This window comes from Candidatus Planktophila dulcis (assembly GCF_002288225.1).
In the GTDB taxonomy this organism is placed as follows: Bacteria; Actinomycetota; Actinomycetes; order Nanopelagicales; family Nanopelagicaceae; genus Planktophila; species Planktophila dulcis.
The window spans coordinates 983675-1000417 of sequence record NZ_CP016777.1; the positions used below are offsets into that span (position 1 = coordinate 983675).

The 16743-nt window shown below is 47.9% G+C and carries 21 protein-coding genes; 6 read left to right on the plus strand and 15 right to left on the minus strand.

The genetic code is table 11. From position 1 onward, the window contains the following. Positions 1–73 precede the first annotated feature (73 nt). Complete coding sequence (gene cysS, locus A1sIIA65_RS05010; RefSeq protein ID WP_223298029.1) at positions 74–1648, plus strand: cysteine--tRNA ligase; 1575 nt, start codon at positions 74–76, stop codon at positions 1646–1648. A 1-nt stretch (position 1649) separates the two neighbouring features. Here cysS and A1sIIA65_RS05015 read toward each other — a convergent pair whose 3' ends face one another. From A1sIIA65_RS05015 to moeZ, 3 genes are read right to left on the minus strand one after another with little or no spacing between them, the layout of a single operon-like run. Then, positions 1650–1961: a hypothetical protein gene (locus A1sIIA65_RS05015; RefSeq protein WP_095676466.1), complete on the minus strand. Its 312-nt coding sequence runs from the start codon at positions 1959–1961 to the stop codon at positions 1650–1652. Further along, positions 1961–2803, minus strand: coding sequence for an N-acetyl-1-D-myo-inositol-2-amino-2-deoxy-alpha-D-glucopyranoside deacetylase (gene mshB / locus A1sIIA65_RS05020; RefSeq protein WP_223298512.1), 843 nt, complete (start codon positions 2801–2803; stop codon positions 1961–1963). Before mshB ends, A1sIIA65_RS05015 begins: the two co-directional genes overlap by 1 nt. A gap of 26 nt (positions 2804–2829) precedes the next feature. Next, positions 2830–4011: an adenylyltransferase/sulfurtransferase MoeZ gene (moeZ, locus tag A1sIIA65_RS05025; protein ID WP_095676468.1), complete on the minus strand. Its 1182-nt coding sequence runs from the start codon at positions 4009–4011 to the stop codon at positions 2830–2832. A gap of 55 nt (positions 4012–4066) precedes the next feature. Here moeZ and A1sIIA65_RS05030 point away from each other — a divergent pair, with 55 nt between their 5' ends. Genes A1sIIA65_RS05030 through A1sIIA65_RS05040 form a run of 3 tightly spaced genes read left to right on the plus strand, consistent with a single transcriptional unit; the run spans position 4067 to position 6332 of the window. Next, a complete protein-coding gene (locus A1sIIA65_RS05030) occupies positions 4067–4702 on the plus strand; it encodes a TetR/AcrR family transcriptional regulator (RefSeq protein WP_095676864.1) in 636 nt (211 codons plus the stop codon). A 16-nt stretch (positions 4703–4718) separates the two neighbouring features. Next, positions 4719–4970: a DUF3107 domain-containing protein gene (locus A1sIIA65_RS05035; RefSeq protein ID WP_095676469.1), complete on the plus strand. Its 252-nt coding sequence runs from the start codon at positions 4719–4721 to the stop codon at positions 4968–4970. Continuing rightward, positions 4971–6332: a DEAD/DEAH box helicase gene (locus A1sIIA65_RS05040; protein WP_095676470.1), complete on the plus strand. Its 1362-nt coding sequence runs from the start codon at positions 4971–4973 to the stop codon at positions 6330–6332. On the opposite strand, the gene A1sIIA65_RS05045 is transcribed toward A1sIIA65_RS05040, so the two are convergent. From A1sIIA65_RS05045 to A1sIIA65_RS05055, 3 genes are read right to left on the minus strand one after another with little or no spacing between them, the layout of a single operon-like run. Beyond that, positions 6333–6944, minus strand: a complete 612-nt coding sequence (locus tag A1sIIA65_RS05045; protein ID WP_095676471.1) for a MarC family protein — start codon at positions 6942–6944, stop codon at positions 6333–6335. After that, positions 6941–7786 (minus strand): PHP domain-containing protein, encoded by an 846-nt coding sequence (locus A1sIIA65_RS05050; protein ID WP_095676472.1) that lies wholly within the window; start codon positions 7784–7786, stop codon positions 6941–6943. The genes A1sIIA65_RS05045 and A1sIIA65_RS05050 overlap by 4 nt, the downstream gene beginning before the upstream one ends. Further along, on the minus strand, positions 7783–8694 hold the full coding sequence (locus tag A1sIIA65_RS05055; RefSeq protein ID WP_095676473.1) for a DMT family transporter: 912 nt from the start codon (positions 8692–8694) through the stop codon (positions 7783–7785). The genes A1sIIA65_RS05050 and A1sIIA65_RS05055 overlap by 4 nt, the downstream gene beginning before the upstream one ends. Before the next feature lie 41 nt (positions 8695–8735). Between A1sIIA65_RS05055 and A1sIIA65_RS05060 the strand changes: the two genes are divergently transcribed. Both A1sIIA65_RS05060 and A1sIIA65_RS05065 read left to right on the plus strand, forming a co-directional pair. After that, entirely contained in the window at positions 8736–10037 is a 1302-nt protein-coding gene (locus A1sIIA65_RS05060; RefSeq protein ID WP_095676474.1) for a magnesium transporter MgtE N-terminal domain-containing protein, read from the plus strand. 2 nt (positions 10038–10039) lie between these two features. Next, positions 10040–10534 carry a DUF1003 domain-containing protein gene (locus A1sIIA65_RS05065; RefSeq protein WP_095676475.1) on the plus strand — a complete coding sequence of 165 codons (495 nt, stop codon included), beginning with the start codon at positions 10040–10042 and terminating at the stop codon, positions 10532–10534. On the opposite strand, the gene A1sIIA65_RS05070 is transcribed toward A1sIIA65_RS05065, so the two are convergent. The 9 genes from A1sIIA65_RS05070 to A1sIIA65_RS05110 form a co-directional block, all read right to left on the minus strand. After that, positions 10505–11623, minus strand: coding sequence for an Mrp/NBP35 family ATP-binding protein (locus tag A1sIIA65_RS05070; RefSeq protein WP_095676476.1), 1119 nt, complete (start codon positions 11621–11623; stop codon positions 10505–10507). The two genes, A1sIIA65_RS05065 and A1sIIA65_RS05070, sit on opposite strands and share 30 nt — an antisense overlap. Further along, positions 11620–11928 (minus strand): sec-independent translocase, encoded by a 309-nt coding sequence (locus A1sIIA65_RS05075; RefSeq protein WP_095676477.1) that lies wholly within the window; start codon positions 11926–11928, stop codon positions 11620–11622. The genes A1sIIA65_RS05070 and A1sIIA65_RS05075 overlap by 4 nt, the downstream gene beginning before the upstream one ends. 19 nt (positions 11929–11947) lie before the next feature. After that, positions 11948–13066, minus strand: coding sequence for a S1C family serine protease (locus A1sIIA65_RS05080; protein ID WP_095676478.1), 1119 nt, complete (start codon positions 13064–13066; stop codon positions 11948–11950). 12 nt (positions 13067–13078) lie between these two features. Next, the gene (locus A1sIIA65_RS05085) at positions 13079–13705 is read right to left on the minus strand and encodes an O-methyltransferase (protein ID WP_095676479.1); all 627 of its coding nucleotides are present in this window, start codon (positions 13703–13705) and stop codon (positions 13079–13081) included. Then, a complete protein-coding gene (locus tag A1sIIA65_RS05090) occupies positions 13702–14871 on the minus strand; it encodes a leucyl aminopeptidase family protein (protein WP_223298513.1) in 1170 nt (389 codons plus the stop codon). Before A1sIIA65_RS05090 ends, A1sIIA65_RS05085 begins: the two co-directional genes overlap by 4 nt. A 327-nt stretch (positions 14872–15198) precedes the next feature. Beyond that, positions 15199–15378 (minus strand): DUF3117 domain-containing protein, encoded by a 180-nt coding sequence (locus A1sIIA65_RS05095; RefSeq protein WP_020045748.1) that lies wholly within the window; start codon positions 15376–15378, stop codon positions 15199–15201. A gap of 112 nt (positions 15379–15490) precedes the next feature. Beyond that, complete coding sequence (locus A1sIIA65_RS05100; RefSeq protein WP_095676481.1) at positions 15491–15691, minus strand: RNA polymerase sigma factor; 201 nt, start codon at positions 15689–15691, stop codon at positions 15491–15493. Between the two features lie 52 nt (positions 15692–15743). Beyond that, complete coding sequence (locus tag A1sIIA65_RS05105) at positions 15744–16193, minus strand: SRPBCC family protein (protein ID WP_095676482.1); 450 nt, start codon at positions 16191–16193, stop codon at positions 15744–15746. Positions 16194–16195: 2 nt separating this feature from the next. Continuing rightward, the gene (locus tag A1sIIA65_RS05110) at positions 16196–16735 is read right to left on the minus strand and encodes an LOG family protein (RefSeq protein WP_095676483.1); all 540 of its coding nucleotides are present in this window, start codon (positions 16733–16735) and stop codon (positions 16196–16198) included. Between the last annotated feature and the right edge of the window lie 8 nt (positions 16736–16743).

Sequence of the window (16743 nt, forward strand, 5' to 3'; positions counted from 1 at the left end):
CTTATGAGCGGTAGGCGGTAATTCTAACCCTGCAGGAGCGCCCGTGCACGATTATGGTTGCTATATGGCCTCCATGAGTTTGCGCACGCAAATAGCGCAGGCGCTCGGCAAGCGAGCGACTATCCGCCTGCGCGATAGCGATGGGGGCTTGCGAGATATCGTGGGCGTTTTACAGAGTGAGACAGAGCTGATTAACCGCCGTGGTGAAGTAGTGAACTTCAACCCTGATGAGGCCGTGGCCTTTCGAGTGATCCCTGTATTTAATCGTCGTGATGTGTCGACAGGTTCACTATCTATATATGACACCAAGTCAAAATCATTACACACCATTGCCGGCACTGACGGAGTAGTGCGGATCTATTGCTGTGGTCCGACTGTCTATCGCGATGCTCATGTGGGAAACCTTCGCACCTTCTTACTCTCAGATCTCATCTCTCGCACTCTGCAGATGACAGGACTTGATGTGAGCCTGGTGCAGAACATCACCGATGTTGGCCATATGGCTGATGATTTTGAAGAAGACAAGATGTTGGCAGAGTCTGCAAAGACAAAGGTGAATCCTTTTGAGATTGCCCGCACATTTGAAGATAGATTCCATATTGATTTAGAGCGTCTGAATATTCAGCCTGCAGCTTCATATCCACGAGCATCAGAGAAGATGGCTGAGATGATTACTGCAATCGAGAAATTGATTGCGATGAAGCGCGCTTATGTTGGTAGCGATGGATCTGTCTACTTTGATGCTACATCTTTCCCCACTTATGGCGCTCTGAGTGGAAATAAACTTGATTCACTTCAACCAGGACATCGATATGAATTCACCGATGAAGGTGGCAAGCGTTTTCATGCAGATTGGGCGCTCTGGAAATTAGCAGGTGCTCGAACACAAATGATTTGGGATTCACCATGGGGTGCTGGTTTTCCGGGCTGGCACATCGAGTGCAGCGCAATGTCTATTGAGCTCCTCGATGCTCACGTCGATCTTCACCTTGGCGGTATTGATCTGCGCTTTCCTCACCATGAAAATGAGCGAGCACAATCGAACTCACTCACAGGCAATGAAACCGTTGATACGTGGGTTCATGGCGAGCACCTGCTCTTTGAGGGGCGCAAGATGTCAAAGAGCGCAGGAAATGTTGTCCTGCTGCAGGATGTTATTGATCGTGGGTTGGATCCACTCTCCTTGCGTTTTGCACTCCTTGAGAACCGATACCGCTCACAGATGGATTTAAGTTGGGCATCTCTTGAAGCAGCTCATTCCACTCTTAAACGATGGAGACAGCTACTGAGTAATGCTGGGACAAGTGCAGAGATGAAATTTGATCAAGAAGTAAGTGATGCCCTAACAACTGATCTCGACACACCACGCGCTATGCAGCGCATTCGCACCATTGAAAAGGACTCAACTATTGGGGCACTCGATAAACGCGCGCTCTTTCTCTTTGCAGATCAAGTATTCGGGTTGGACCTTGATCGTGGAGTTGAACAACGAGAAGTAAGTAGTGAGATTCAAGCGTTATTGGATGCTCGCATCACAGCGCGTGCTGAGAAAAATTGGAGCTTGAGTGATTCTTTACGTGAGCAGTTAACCAATGCTGGACTTGAAATCAATGATGGAGCAGAAGGTCAAAGTTGGAGCTGGAAGTAGCTTAAGGATTGCGTAAGACTGCAACAACGCCTGCAACAAAGCCGATAGTTAAGAGTGCACTGCCTTGGTTATCTCCTTGAATCAGAAGTTCCTCACCAACGCCAAATGAACCAGCAATCGAAATCACAGCCAACCAAGCACTGAGGGCGATGAGTTTGTAGCGACGCTTTCCATAATGGCGACCCACATACCAAATACCTAAATAGGTAGCGAAGATTCCAACGCTCACACCAACTGGTGGCAACGTCTGGTGCACAAGGGTTGCGGAAATAGCGATCATTGCGCCAAAGAGGAGTGAGGATAGAAATTGCATTACGAAGGATTTATCCCTGCAAAGAGATCCATCTCGTGTCCACGAGAATCCAATGGCTCAGACTTTTCTCCCTTTACAAGTGTGTAGTACTCATTGCCCCACACTTGAAGTCCTAAGTTGTTGGAGAGTGCAAAGAAGGGGCCATCAACCTCAATCTGCGTTGAGTGTGCTCGCATTGCATCCATCTTCTTCTCAACATAGGCATTGCCATCAACCATCGCATGAACGAAAGAGTCGTCCTTTGCGAAGGGAAGATCTTCAGCTTTCTCTGCTCCCATAAAATCAGAGCCAAGCTTCTTCATCGCATCGATTCCCTCTTGAATGACAGAGCGTGGCATGACATTCCAATAGATCTTTTCAATATTCCAGGACGATTTCTCAGATGCTCGCATGGCAACGCGGTGAGCTTGAATGTGATCTGGGTGCCCATAACCACCAATCTCGTCATATGTGATGAGTACGTGTGGCTTCACTTGATCAATAACCTTCACTAACTCACTTGATGCTTCCTCTAAGTCAGCCTGCCAGAAGACATCGGGGCGATTATTAGGTTCTGTTCCCATCATCCCGCTATCACGATACATCTTTTCTCCTTCACCAAGGAAGCGATGGTCAGTTATGCCAAGTGCTTTCATTGCATCAGCTAGCTCGCCTACGCGATGTTCACCTAGAGAATCGGTTTCGTGAGCAGCTAAATGAGCAAGATCCTTAACAAGAACTTCGCCTTCTTCACCACGCGTGCATGTCACCAATGTGACATCTGCGCCGAGTGCTGCGTACATCGCCATCGTGCTTCCATTATTAATCGTCTCATCATCAGGATGCGCATGAACGAGCAGCATGCGATAACCCTTATAGCTAGAGAGCATTAATAGACCGGCAAGGTTGTATCGATTTGCTTAGCCCATGCAATAACGCCACCAAAGACGTGGGATGCATCAGCAAAGCCTGCATTCTTCAAGATTGCTAAGCACTCAGCAGAGCGAACTCCACTCTTACAGTGAAGAACTATCGGCTTATCTTGTGGAAGTGATGCAAGAACACTGCCATCGATAAATCCTTGCTTAGGAATGAGATGCGCAGTTGGAATATTGACGATTTCATACTCACTGGGTTCACGAACATCGATGAGATAGAAATTATCCTTATTATCAATTTTAGCTTTGAGATCTTGCACAGTAATTGTCGAGCCAGAGCTAGCCTCTTGTGCTGCCTCTGAGAGTGTTCCGCAGAATGCTTCGTAATCAGGAAGCAGCGCAGTTTGTGTTGCATTCTCGCTACACAATGGGCAGTTAGGATCTTTGCGCACCTTAATCTTGCGAAATGTCATATCGAGTGCGTCATAGACCATCAATGAACCAATCAGTGGTTCACCAACTCCTGTCAGCACTTTGATTGCCTCTGTTGTCTGAATAGAACCGATGGTTGCGCAGAGAACTCCGAGCACTCCACCTTCGGCACAACTTGGAACCATTCCTGGAGGTGGTGGTTCTGGATAGAGACAGCGGTAGCAAGGACCGTACTCGGCCCAGAACACACTTGCCTGACCATCAAAGCGATAGATAGAGCCCCAGACATACGGCTTCTTCAGTAGCACGCATGCATCGTTAACTAAATAACGTGTAGCAAAGTTATCTGTTCCATCAACAATGATGTCGTACTGAGAAAAAATCTCCATCACATTGGAGTTATCAAGACGAGTCTCGTGAAGAATGACATTGACGTAAGGATTGATTTCGGCAATCTTCTCCTTGGCACTGAGGGCCTTGCTCTTTCCAATATCTGATTGGCCATGAATAATCTGGCGCTGCAAGTTAGATTCATCGACTGTATCGAATTCAACGATGCCCAATGTGCCAACGCCAGCTGCTGCAAGATACATAAGTGCAGGAGAGCCGAGTCCACCAGCGCCAACGCAGAGAACTTTTGCATTCATCAAACGTTGCTGACCCGCCATTGCTACATCAGGGATGATCAAATGGCGGCTATAGCGGCGCACTTCATCAACGGTTAGCGCAGGTCCTGGCGTGACTAGAGGAGGCGTCTTCATGCAGGTAATTCTGCCGTACTGTGCCTTTCGTGGCGAATTCAGTACGATTCGCACAATGACTACAGAATCAGCAACTGCAAACAATTCGCGTTCAGATAAGTCTCGCCTTCCTCGCGATGAAAGACGCGCAATTTTGCTCTCTGCTGCCCTCGAAGTTTTCACTGCGGCTGGGTATCACTCCGCAGCGATGGATGAGATTGCAGATCGAGCAAATGTCAGCAAGCCAGTTCTCTACCAACATTTCCCATCGAAGCTCGATCTCTACCTAGCCGTTCTCGATCTCCATATTGATTCACTGGTCTTTGAAATTCAGAAAGCAATTTCTTCAACGCCTGATAACGAGCGACGAGTGCATGTGACCATCGAGGCTTACTTCAACTTTATTGAGAACGAAGGAGAAGCATTCCGTCTGCTCTTTGAAAGCGACATGAGTGTTGAACCACAAGTGCGTGAACGTCTCAATCGAATGACATATGACTGTGCTGCGGCTGTGTCAGGTGTTATTTCAAATGACACTGGCCTTCCCAAGGAAGCTGCAATGATGCTTGGAGTTGGGTTAATTGGTTATGTCCAGGTCACAGCTCGCCACTGGCTTGAGCGTGATAGCAAACTCACGCGTCAGCAAGCTATGGATCTCGTTGAAAACCTCATGTGGCGAGGAATTTCTGGATTTCCCCGTACAGACTCTTAGCGAATAAGATAGGCACATGAGTTCAAAGAAATCTGAAAAAGCAGCAAAAGTTCGTATCTCCATTATCAATGTTGGAAGTGAACTCTCTTTTGACTGCCCTTCAACTCCCGCTGAGATCAAGAGCGCAGTTACTGCAGCTCTGACAGCGCAGACACCACTTTCTCTTCAAGATGTACAGGGCCACGAGATCATCGTCCCTGCGGACAAGATTGGTTATGTCGAAATCGGCGAGCCAGCTGAACGCCGCGTCGGTTTCGGCGTTGTGTAAGTGAGCCTGACTTTCGCAGATCTTCCTCTTCGCAAGGAAACAATTGATGCTCTCCACGAGCATGGCTTCACATCCCCCTTTCCTATTCAAGAGATGGTGATGCCTATTGCACTCGCTGATGGCGATGTCATTGGTCAGGCAAAGACAGGAACAGGTAAGACTCTCGCATTCGGAATTCCCGTTATTGAACGTGTTATCGCACCTAATGATGCAGATTGGGCCCAGCTTCCTAATCAAGGAAAACCTCAAGTACTCATCGTTGTTCCAACACGCGAACTCTGCGTTCAGGTCACCAAAGATGTTGAAGAGCTCTCATTTAACCGCGGCATCCGCACACTCGCTGTTTACGGTGGACGCGCATTTGAACCACAGATTGAGGCGCTTAACAACGGTGTTGAAATCGTTGTTGGAACACCAGGACGCCTTCTTGATCTCTATCGCCAAGGACAATTGACGCTCAAGTTTGTCTCTCGTGTTGTTCTTGATGAAGCAGATGAGATGCTCGACCTTGGCTTCTTACCCGATGTTGAAAAGATCTTTACAAGCACTCCAGCTCGCCAGCAAACAATGCTCTTCTCGGCAACAATGCCTGGCGACATCATTGCTCTCGCTCGCCGCTTCATGAATCAGCCAGTACATATTCGTACGCAAGATAATGAAGATGAAGGCGCAGTTGTCTCGCGCATTGAACAGCATGTTATTCGCGCACATGCCATGGATAAGATTGAAATGCTTGCTCGTATTCTTCAAGCAGATGGACGCGGACCAACAATCGTCTTCTGCCGCACCAAGCGCACAGCACAAAAGACTTCAGATGATCTCTTTGAGCGTGGATTCCGTGCAGCAACCATCCATGGCGATCTTGGACAATCTGCCCGTGAAAAGGCACTTAATGACTTTAAAGCCGGCAAATCAGATGTTCTGATCGCAACTGATGTTGCAGCTCGCGGAATTGATATCGATGGCATCACCCACGTCATCAACTACCAATGCCCTGAGGATGAGAAGACCTACGTTCACCGCATTGGTCGTACTGCTCGTGCGGGAGCAGCTGGAATAGCTGTGACCTTTGTCGATTGGGATGACCTTGCACGCTGGAAGATGATTGACACAGCACTAGTGCTGGGATTACCAGAACCAGTTGAAACGTATTCATCATCTGAGCATCTCTTTGAAATGCTCAATATTCCTGCAGGATCTTCAGGGCGTATGACAAAGAAGAGCGCTGCTGCGGTTGATAAACCAAAGAGTGATCGCCCTAAGAGTGATCGTCCAAGAAGTGAGAAGGCAGTTGAGCCAAAGAAGCCGGCAGCCGATCGCATCAAGCGCGAACGCACACGTACCAAGCGAATTTCTGAGTAATTAACTCGCAGCAAATGCCTTAATTGCATTTGCCAACATCTGAACAGCAATAGCTGCAAGTAAGAGACCTGCAATACTTGCAAGAAGTGTGACACCTGAATCCTTAATGAGACCAACGATTTTTGTCGATGCCATCAGTACAGTTCCGATAATCAGGTGCACGGCCAAAATGGCAATTACCAAACCAAGAATCTGAGCATTGGTATCTGCCTTCTGCACATAAATCATGGTTGCAACAATCGCACCAGGACCTGCAAGAAGTGGTGTTCCCAGTGGGACCATCCCAATGTTATCGCTGGCATTTTCTGTGCCAGTGTTTTTGTTGCCAGTTAGTAGCTGCAGAGCAACATAGAGAAGGAGTAATCCACCTGCTGCTTGTAGTGCTTCAATCGAAACATTCATGTAATCAAGAATGAAGCGACCAAAGAGAGCAAAGCTTGCAATAACAAAGAGTGAAACACCTGCAGCCTGCCAGGCAAGACGCACGCGCTCACGAGGAGACTTATCACCAACGAGTCCCAAGAAAATTGGTGTGGCACCCGGTGGATCCATAATGACAAAGAGGGTCACGAAGGCTTGGGTGGCAAAGGTAACTGCTCCGAGTGAATTCATTTCTTAACAACCCTTCGCGCATCTGCAAGTGACTCTAATTGTTCCCATTGTGCCTGATGAGTTGTGTTTTCTGCTAACCCATTAAGTTTGCCTGTGCCGTGATAATCACTTGAGCCTGTAATAACAAGATTTAACTCTTGAGCAATGGCAGTCAAGGTGCTTTGTTCGTCAGCGCTCTGATCTCGGTGATGCACTTCTATTCCATTAAGCCCTGCTGCGACTAAATCAGTAAATGTTGATGCAGTGATGATCTGGCCACGGCGAGATGCAAAAGGGTGAGCAATGACTGCTACTCCCCCAGCTTTTCGAATTACTTCAATCGCATCAACGGGTGTGGGCGCAGCATGGGTGACATAGTATTTCGATTCATTATTGAGCAGATCTAAGAAAGCTTCATCACGTGTTGCTACTACTCCATTTGCCACAAGTGCATCAGCTAAATGAGGACGTCCCACTGTGGCACCTTCTGGCGTTGCTCGATAGACATCATCGAGTGAGATGTTAATTCCATCTGCGCTCATGAGTTCAACCATCTTGCGCATACGTGGCACACGAGTATCGCGTGAATCCGACAGCATTTGCTGCATCTCACTGTTCTTACCATCAAAGAGAAGGCCGAGCATATGAACACTGATGCCATCTGTTGTTAAACACGAAATTTCTGCACCGAGTACGAGTTCGATTTGCGGCTGAATAGCAGAGACTGCTTCCTCCCATCCAGCAGTTGAATCATGATCGGTGATGGCAAGTGTTGTGATTCCTGCAGCTAACGCCTTCTTCACGAGTGCAAAAGGAGCATCCGTTCCATCGCTACAGGTTGTATGAGTGTGAAGGTCAATCATTGTTCTGTCATCACACTTTCTGGTCGAGTACGCAAGACAACAAGTATGCATCCAAGAAGAATAAGAATCACGCCAGGAATAATAGACAGGGTTGGTTGCTTACCAATATCAAAAACCAACGACACAATCGCTGCGACAGGAACTTCAAAGAAGACAATCATGGAAACTACTGCAGGTGACACGCGCTTTAAGGTCATGTTAAACATTGTGTGACCCAGAATTTGAGCCCCGATGATGAGTCCGAGCAAGATCCACCATTCGCGTAGAGCGAAGCCGACAATGTCATATCCGGATAAGAGTGCCATGGGAAGTGCCGTCATTGCGCAGACAAAATAACAAATAGTCGTATAGGACGTGGTTGCAAGCGTTTGCTGAGCACGTGAACCAATCAACATGTAAGCGGCAGCAAGCGCTCCTGAAATCAACGCTGCAAGGTCTCCAAGAAATGATCTGCGGTCGAGTTGAAGGTCGATACCTGTTACAACAAGTACTCCAGTGAAACTGATGAGCATTCCAAGCCAGGCTTTCGTTGGAATATGTCCACCAGTAAGTTTGACGAAGAATGCAGCAAAGATTGGTTGCGTTGCAACGATTGCAGTTCCAGCAGTCACGCTCGTCATGCGCATCGAGAGGAAGAATCCAACAAAGTGAACTGCAAGCACGATGCCAGCTAATACCGCCCACTTCACACCAGTGCGATCTAATTTATGGCGAAGAGCGAATGGAAGAGTCATGAGAGAGCCGCCGAGATTGCGCCAGAAAATTAAGGTCGGAACAGGCATGGCGCTCAAGGCGATGAGAGGGCCAGATGAGCCAATTCCAAATATGCCAATAATCAGGCGAATGAGGTCAGGTCGTGCGGGCAGCTCAGTGTGATTATGAACTGTTGCTTTCTGGGCCTCGGACATAAGGCAAACCTAGTCGATACCTCAACGGTTACTCTTATCCCATGAGCGGAAATAACATCAATCGCATATTTCTCGCCCGTCTTGCTGGAACTGCTGTCTTTGACCCAAATGGGGATCCTGTTGGCAAGGTGCGCGATGCTGTCGCGACCCTTCGTTCCAATAACCAATCACCACGCGTACTTGGTTTAGTTGTTGAAGTTCCTCTACGCCGTCGAGTCTTTGTTCCTATTACTCGAGTTACCTCTATTGAATCTGGCTCCGTTGTCATTACAGGGTTGCTCAACATGCGCCGCTTTGAAACTCGCACTGGTGAGATGTTGGTCCTTGGAGATTTACTTGACCGCACTATTTCACTGACTGAAAATAGTGAAGATGTTCTTGTCGAAGATATGGGCATGGAGCAGAACCGCACTGGTGATTGGCTCATCACTCGCGTTCACATCATGCGCAAAGGACGTGGGCTACGCCGCAAGGGTGCAACATCAACTGTCGCGTGGGAAGAAGTCACTGGCTTTACTCAACACGAAACTAATCAAGGTGTGTCAAACCTTCTCGCAACGCTCAGCAACCTGCGCGCTGCTGACTTAGCTGCAGTGATTCAAGATTTGGCGCCTAAGCGTCGCGTTGAAGTAGCGCGCGCACTCGATGACGAACGTCTTGCAGATGTTCTTGAAGAGATGGATGAGTCCGAGCGCGTTGCACTGATGGCAGAACTTGAAGGCGAACGTGCTGCAGATATTCTTGAAGAGATGGATCCAGATGATGCAGCTGACTTGCTGCGCGAAATTGGCGAAGAGCGTGCTCAAGAATTGATCGGGTTGATGGATCCTGAAGATGCTGAAGATGTTCTGCGCTTGATGACATATGAAGATTACTCAGCAGGCGGAATGATGACGACTGAGCCAATTGTGATGTCCGCTGATTACACAGTTGCAGATGCACTCGCTGCTGTTCGACAGAGCGAAATATCTCCAGCACTTGCATCCCAAGTTTTTATCGCTCGCCAGCCACTAGAGACTCCTACGGGTCGCTTCATTGGAATGGTGCATTACCAGCGCCTCCTACGTGAACCACCTTCAACACTTCTAGGCTCAATCGTCGATACCAATACGCAGGGCGTTAATCCCGATGCATCCTTGCATGCTGTTTCGTCATACTTAGCTAGTTATAACTTGCTCTCACTGCCTGTTATCGATGCCAATGATCGCCTACTCGGTGCAGTCACTGTCGATGACGTGCTCGATCACTTGTTGCCTACCAACTGGCGTCACGATCACAGAGATTCAGCAGCTGCTACAGCTGCTCTTGAAAGTATTGACACTAATTTCACCGAGGAGGTGTAACGATGGCACGCAACTTTGGTTTGGATACACCGCGCGAGACTCGTCGTTCGCTTCGCGGAAATATTGACCCTGAGACTTTTGGTCGCCTCTCAGAACGTTTTGCACGTTTCTTAGGCACCGCTCGCTTCTTGGTCTATATGACAGCCTTTGTTCTCACATGGGTTCTCTGGAACACATTGGCACCGCGAGATATTCGCTTTGATAATTATCCATTTATCTTCTTGACGTTGATTCTTTCACTTCAAGCATCGTATGCAGCTCCATTGATTTTGCTTGCCCAAAATCGCCAAGCAGACCGTGATCGCATTGCTCTTAATGAGGATCGCGCTCAGAATGCACGAAGTATTGCTGACACCGAATATCTCACTCGCGAGCTTGCAAGTCTTCGTATCGCTTTAGGTGATGTTGCAACTCGTGATTACCTACGTAATGAGCTTGGTGATATGGCGAAAGAAATCGTTGTAGAACTACGCAAGCCCGAGTCTGACGCCAAGTAGAGATTTTTCGCGCACAATCAACTGAGAAACAATTGCTTCGATTGCCTTAGCACTTGGGCTATCAGGTGCTGAGATCACCACAGGAGCGCCCGCATCTCCACCTTCGCGAAGATCTGGGCTAAAAGGAATCTTTCCTAGTAGCGGCACATCAGATCCCACTAATTGTGAGAGACGTCGAGAGGTTTCTTCTCCCCCGCCTTCACCAAAGAGTGAAGTGAGTTCGCCACATTTTGCACATGGATAGGCAGACATATTCTCAATCACGCCGATAACACGTTGGTGAATTTGATGCGCAATACGTCCTGCACGTTCTGCAACTTCAGCTGCTGCAACTTGTGGGGTAGTCACTACAACGATCTCTGATGAAGGAACTAATTGACCCAATGAGATTGCAAGATCGCCTGTTCCAGGCGGAAGATCGATATAGAGAAGATCAAGATCGCCCCAATATGCATCAGAGAGCAACTGCTCAAGAACGCGGTGCAGTAGCGGTCCACGATATGCGATGGCATCGGAGCGCTCTGGCTTAAACATCTCCATGGAGACTGTCTTCACACCGAAAGATTCCAGAGGAATAAACATCTGATCAATTGCTGTGGGGCGCTGACCAATCAGGCCCATCAGACGAGGAATCGAGTGTCCGTATACATCAGCATCAAGAATTCCGACTCGCAAGCCCTTTTGCGCAGATGACACTGCAAGATTGGCAGTCAGTGAAGATTTACCAACGCCGCCTTTGCCGGATGCAACTCCAATGACACGAGTGAGTGAATCCTTTTGAGCAAAGGAGATAAAACTTTCACGGCCATTACGAAGAAGCTTTTTAATATTGGCCCGCTGCTCTTCATCCATCACACCAAATGTGAGCTCTATGGCAGAGATGCCTTCCACTGCAGTCACAGCACTTTCAATATCTTTCTGCAGGCGATCGCGCATAGGACATCCTGAAATGGTCAGGAGAATTTCTAAGTGGGCAATGGAGCCTTTGATTTCAACAGATTTAACCATCCCAAGCTCAGGGAGAGCTCTGTGAAGTTCAGGGTCCTGGACAGTTGCAAGCGCTGCGTGGACTGACTCAAGAGTTGTCATAGCAGATCAGGATCTATTGTGCTTGTGCGCTTAGAAGTTGCTGGAGTTGAATCATCATCATCTAAGACGCTAGAGAGCTGCTTCTTAATAAAACTCTTTGGGTTCAAATCGGTAGGTTTGAGATCTTCAAAACCCGGCCCTAGATTATCTTTGAGCTCTTCTGTGGCCTTAGATGCCATTTCGCGGATGCGCTTTACAAACTTTGCAGCATCAACGGCCAAATTCGGCAGGCGCTCTGGGCCGATAAGAATCATCGCAAGAATCGCAAGGCCAACTAACTCGCCCGCACCAAAATCGAAGAACATAGTGGTGAACCTTACTCTGCTACTTCGAAGCCGTCAGCGTCAAAGTTGCTGACTTAGATTCAGAGCCACGCTTATATGTCACAACGACTGAATCTCCGATGTTAAGGGATCGAATCGTCACGATGAGCTCTTCGGGAGAAGTAATGGGGCGGCCATCTATCGCTGTGATGATGTCACCTGATTTCAAGCCAGCTTTGGCTGCAGGCCCACCTGGCAAAATTGCCTGTGCATTCTTTGCAATCATCGCGCCATCGCCTGAGAAATTCATATCGACAGAGATTCCCATAACTGGATATGTCGCTTTGCCATTCTTAATCAATTGATCTGCAGTCTTACGTGCTTGGTTGATGGGGATTGCAAATCCCAAACCAATGGAGCCCGTCTGCGAGCTAAAGCTTGAACCAAGAGATGCAATCGCAGAGTTAACGCCAATAACCGAACCCGTTGCATCTACAAGTGGTCCTCCAGAGTTTCCTGGATTAATAGCTGCATCTGTTTGCAGAGCATTGATAAATGAATTCTCAGAGCTGGATTCCCCAGCAGTAACGGCGCGGTCTTTTGCGCTAATGATTCCGAGTGTGACAGTGCCTGTTAATCCCAGTGGTGAACCGATTGCTATAACTGAATCTCCGACTGCAACCTTGTCGCTATCGCCAAATTGAAGTGCTTTAAGTGATGCGCCAACAATTTTAAGGACGGCCAAGTCATAGGAGCTATCGCGTCCAACAACTTTTGCATCAAAAGGTGATCCGTCATTGAGGCGAACAGTGATATCTCCCCCGCTCGTTACGGAGGATGCAATTACATGGTTATTGGTAAGAATGTATCCGCTGCTATCGATGACAAAACCTGATCCAGTTGAACCACCATTGGAAGATTTGGCCTCGATTGAGACTACTGATGGCAATACGCGCTGTGCTATTTCTGCAACAGAACCAGCTGGTCTCTCAATGGCAGATGTGGATTTCACTAAGTTCACTGAGCGACCAAAGAGTGATCCAGATGATGAAGCACCAAAAGCTCCAGCGATGACACCAACGACAAGGGCTAAAACAATGGCAGAACGCACAGTGATGTTCTTGCCAAGTCCACTCTTACTGGGAGCATCCCACCAAGGGCCACCGTTATTTATGCTCATAGGATTATTCTGCTACAACTTAGTTGCGAGCAATAATCCATCACCCGTTGGGATGAGTGAGCTCACCCACGAATCCGTATCGCCCTTAATCAACTTCCCGGCTTCGCGCAGAGCAATGGTCTTTGGATCACGTTGAGCTGGATCGTGAACCTTTGAACCACCGAAGAAGTTATCGATAACAAAGACTCCACCGCTTCGCAGAATGCGATGTGCTTCAGAGATTGCAAAGGATAAATCCTCAGGATTATGGCGGTATACAACTAAGTCATATGCGCGATCAGTGAGCTTTGTCATGACATCCATGACTGAATTGGTAATGAATCGATAGCGTGATTGAGCAATGTCAGCATCTGCCATTGCAAGCTTTGCAATAGATGTATGTTCCATCTCGTCATCGATTGAAGTAAGAGTTCCGCTTGCAATCATTCCTTCAAGAATCCAGAGTGAACCCACACCAGAACCAGTTCCGATTTCAACAACTGATTGCGCATCAAGGAGATGGGCAAGGTGGCGAAGATATGCGCCTGTGCCTTGAGATGCATCGAGGGTGCCGAGTTCTAGCCCACGTGCACGTGCAGCAATCTTTACCGCATCTTCTGCAATGAAGGATTCTGCATAAGAGTGCGGGTTGTTGTTCATGAGAGAGACAATATCCAATCGATGAAGAAACGCACGCCGAATCCAGTGCCGCCTTTAGCGTTTTCTCCAGAATCAGTTTCGCTACGGCCAGTTCCTGCAATATCTAGGTGGACCCAGCGAGAATCACCAACAAAGTGCTCGAGATAGAGAGCTGCAGTGACAGAACCAGCTGAGTAATCGCCCTTATCTGCAGCATGGTTGAGATCTGCAACATCACTTTCAAGTGAATCTTGGTAATCATCTATCAATGGCATATGCCAGACGCGTTCGCCGGAAGATTCACCAACTGAGACGAGCTCTTTGGCGAGTTTTTCATCGCGCGTGTACAGAGCGGCATATTGGCGACCAAGGCCAAGAGTTGCCGAACCTGTCAAAGTTGCAATATCAAATAGGTAATCAGGATCGAGATTTTCGACGGCATAGGCCAAACCATCTGCAAGAACGAGGCGACCTTCTGCATCGGTGTTAATGATTTCAACAGTTGTTCCACCATATTGTGTAATGACATCAGATGGACGCTGTGATGTGCCAGAGAGTGAATTCTCAGCACACATCATCAGCACTGTGACTTTTACCTGCGGTTGTAAATCTGGAAGTGCACTAATGGTTGCAAGGGCTGCAGCAGCACCTGCCATATCGCTCTTCATTGCTGTCATAAACTCATAAGGGCGCTTGAGTGAAATACCACCAGTATCGAAAGTAATTCCTTTACCAACAATGACAACATGAGGTAGCGCTGCAGCCGAACGTGCCTTGCCCTTGGGGATATATGTAATCTCGATAAATCGTGGGCCTGGCTTAGGTGATGAATTACCTACCGCTCGAAGACCGCCAAATTGTGAAAGGTCTTTACCTGCAAGAACGGATATTGATAAACCTTTTTCTTCGGCAATCTTCTTGGCCTCTTGCGCCATCCATAATGGATTCTTGATATTTGCTGGCGTGTGGATTAAATCGCGCGCTGTATAGAGGGCTCGAGCAATAACACCTGCTTCAGAGACCGATGCGCCATCTTTAGTTGCAATTGCAATCGTGGCAATTTCTGCTGGTTTTCCAGTCTTGAGATTCCACGTATATGCACCCAGAAGAATTGAGACTCCGTGGGCGCGAATTTCTGCTCGAGATTGGCAGACAAGTGAGATGAGTTCAATCGCCTTGCCACGCACTTTACGGCCAAGTGATGCCCCTGCTGCGCGAAGTGAGGCAAGTGAGCCATCTCCGACTGCAACGAGATAGAGGCGATCTACCGTGGAATCTTTATGGAGGACGGGGATTTCAAAGAGCTCCCCCGCTTTTCCAGAAGGTGCAAAGAAAGTGATTTCATCAATGAGGTTGATTCCAAAGTACTTTTCAAGTGATGAAATTAAGCGAGCGCTACCAACGAGCTCAATGTTTTCATCGTTCTTCTTTGTAAAACCCAGTGCAAGGACATCTGCGCTAATAAGCGCTTCGAGGTCAGGTGCAACTGTGTGAAGAATTTTCCTAAATCCGCTCTACTTCTTAATGAGGGCAACAGCGGCTTCAAGAGCTGCGCTGAGGTTATTTGCTTCCTGTGGGTTGAGTTCAACTACCAGGCGCCCGCCGCCTTCGAGAGGAATTCGCATAACGAGTGAGCGTGCTTCCTTAGTTACTTCCATTGGTCCATCACCGGTACGAGGTTTCATAGCTGCCATGGTGGGGACTCCTTGTTGGTCTGACTTCGGGCGGGGAAACTTTCCTCAGGGAAAGTCGAGGGGAGAAGTATCTCGCAGAATGAGCCGAGGGTGAAATCGGCAATAGCGGGCTTTAGAGGCCCAATATCGCCTTTAGGCGCGTCTTTCCAGACTCAATAACGACAATAACGGCGCGCTCTGGGACAGAGAGCAAGGTTGCAATCTCTCCACTTGATTTAGATCGAAGGTAATGCAAGGTCAAAATGATTCGCTCTTCTTCAGGAAGAGATGCGAGCAGTTCAGCAAGGGTTTGAGGATTGCTTGAGCTGCTCATAGGAATAGAGGTTACTCGCTTGATTCTTAAAGAAACCGAAGAAAAGGGTGACTTAGGTAAAAGATCGAGCAAATCGTGCCAGGGATATGCGCACGCCTACATAGAGAAAAGGAGCAGCAAGCAGAAATATCGCCTTAGGGGCCACGATCGTTTCTGACCAGTCAAATCGCGTGGATGAGCCATTTATCTCACTGAGTTGAAATGATCCACTTCCCTTTAACACCTTTCCAACATGGTCAACATCGCAACGGTGTGGAGGTTGCCACTGTGTCACCACCATGAGATCGAGAAGTCCAAGAGATTTTAAACGTGGATAAAACTTATGTAGTGGTCCTGTGAAAGCAGCAATTGAAGTTCCCACTCCCTCTACTTGATTAGATGTCACCCATACCTTTGTCTGCAACATCCAGTCACCTTGTGATTTCCAATCTGCAATTTTCTTCCACACAACTTCACGTGGTGCATCAATGGTCAGGCTAATCGAAAGCGTGTTACTCGACATTTTCACTTTTTACCGTAAGCAATAGCAACAGCTTCTTCAACTGTTGTAGTCCAATGCAAGAGATCGCGCATTCCTGGCTTCACAAAATTCTCATTTTCAAGATGCTCAACGAGTGCATGAAGTGGTTGAAATACACCATGTGGATCAAGAATGATGACTGGCTTATCGTGAAACTTAAGATAGCGGCCAACCCAAATCTCAAAGAGTTCTTCAAGGGTTCCAAGACCACCGGGAAGGGTTATGAAGGCATCTGATAGATCTTCAATCTTCGCCTTTCGGGTGCGCATGGAATCAACAACGATGAGTTCATCGCTATCGTGATCTGCAAATTCAATATCAACAAGTTTCTGAGGAATGATGCCAATTGTCCGGCCACCTTGACTGCGAGCACCTCGAGAGATGGCGCCCATTGCAGAGATATGGCCCCCGCCGGATACGAGTTCAGCGCCGCTTTGTGCAATGCCAGCGCCAAGTTCAAATGCCAAATCGATAAATTTGCTATCAATCGTGGGTGATGAGGAACAAAATACTGCAATGCGCATGAGGGACA

What these genes read in the sequence shown, in the direction of transcription:
- cysS (WP_223298029.1), top strand. Translation starts at nt 74, where the DNA reads ATGAGTTTGCGCACGCAAATAGCGCAGGCGCTCGGCAAGCGAGCGACT.
- A1sIIA65_RS05050 (WP_095676472.1), bottom strand. Translation starts at nt 7,786, where the DNA reads ATGATTGACCTTCACACTCATACAACCTGTAGCGATGGAACGGATGCT.
- A1sIIA65_RS05055 (WP_095676473.1), bottom strand. Translation starts at nt 8,694, where the DNA reads ATGTCCGAGGCCCAGAAAGCAACAGTTCATAATCACACTGAGCTGCCC.
- A1sIIA65_RS05085 (WP_095676479.1), bottom strand. Translation starts at nt 13,705, where the DNA reads ATGAACAACAACCCGCACTCTTATGCAGAATCCTTCATTGCAGAAGAT.
- A1sIIA65_RS05070 (WP_095676476.1), bottom strand. Translation starts at nt 11,623, where the DNA reads ATGACAACTCTTGAGTCAGTCCACGCAGCGCTTGCAACTGTCCAGGAC.
- A1sIIA65_RS05105 (WP_095676482.1), bottom strand. Translation starts at nt 16,193, where the DNA reads ATGTCGAGTAACACGCTTTCGATTAGCCTGACCATTGATGCACCACGT.
- A1sIIA65_RS05045 (WP_095676471.1), bottom strand. Translation starts at nt 6,944, where the DNA reads ATGAATTCACTCGGAGCAGTTACCTTTGCCACCCAAGCCTTCGTGACC.
- A1sIIA65_RS05060 (WP_095676474.1), top strand. Translation starts at nt 8,736, where the DNA reads ATGAGCGGAAATAACATCAATCGCATATTTCTCGCCCGTCTTGCTGGA.
- A1sIIA65_RS05100 (WP_095676481.1), bottom strand. Translation starts at nt 15,691, where the DNA reads ATGAGCAGCTCAAGCAATCCTCAAACCCTTGCTGAACTGCTCGCATCT.
- A1sIIA65_RS05035 (WP_095676469.1), top strand. Translation starts at nt 4,719, where the DNA reads ATGAGTTCAAAGAAATCTGAAAAAGCAGCAAAAGTTCGTATCTCCATT.
- A1sIIA65_RS05065 (WP_095676475.1), top strand. Translation starts at nt 10,040, where the DNA reads ATGGCACGCAACTTTGGTTTGGATACACCGCGCGAGACTCGTCGTTCG.
- mshB (WP_223298512.1), bottom strand. Translation starts at nt 2,803, where the DNA reads ATGCTGCTCGTTCATGCGCATCCTGATGATGAGACGATTAATAATGGA.
- A1sIIA65_RS05080 (WP_095676478.1), bottom strand. Translation starts at nt 13,066, where the DNA reads ATGAGCATAAATAACGGTGGCCCTTGGTGGGATGCTCCCAGTAAGAGT.
- A1sIIA65_RS05015 (WP_095676466.1), bottom strand. Translation starts at nt 1,961, where the DNA reads ATGCAATTTCTATCCTCACTCCTCTTTGGCGCAATGATCGCTATTTCC.
- A1sIIA65_RS05095 (WP_020045748.1), bottom strand. Translation starts at nt 15,378, where the DNA reads ATGGCAGCTATGAAACCTCGTACCGGTGATGGACCAATGGAAGTAACT.
- moeZ (WP_095676468.1), bottom strand. Translation starts at nt 4,011, where the DNA reads ATGAAGACGCCTCCTCTAGTCACGCCAGGACCTGCGCTAACCGTTGAT.
- A1sIIA65_RS05030 (WP_095676864.1), top strand. Translation starts at nt 4,067, where the DNA reads ATGACTACAGAATCAGCAACTGCAAACAATTCGCGTTCAGATAAGTCT.
- A1sIIA65_RS05075 (WP_095676477.1), bottom strand. Translation starts at nt 11,928, where the DNA reads ATGTTCTTCGATTTTGGTGCGGGCGAGTTAGTTGGCCTTGCGATTCTT.
- A1sIIA65_RS05110 (WP_095676483.1), bottom strand. Translation starts at nt 16,735, where the DNA reads ATGCGCATTGCAGTATTTTGTTCCTCATCACCCACGATTGATAGCAAA.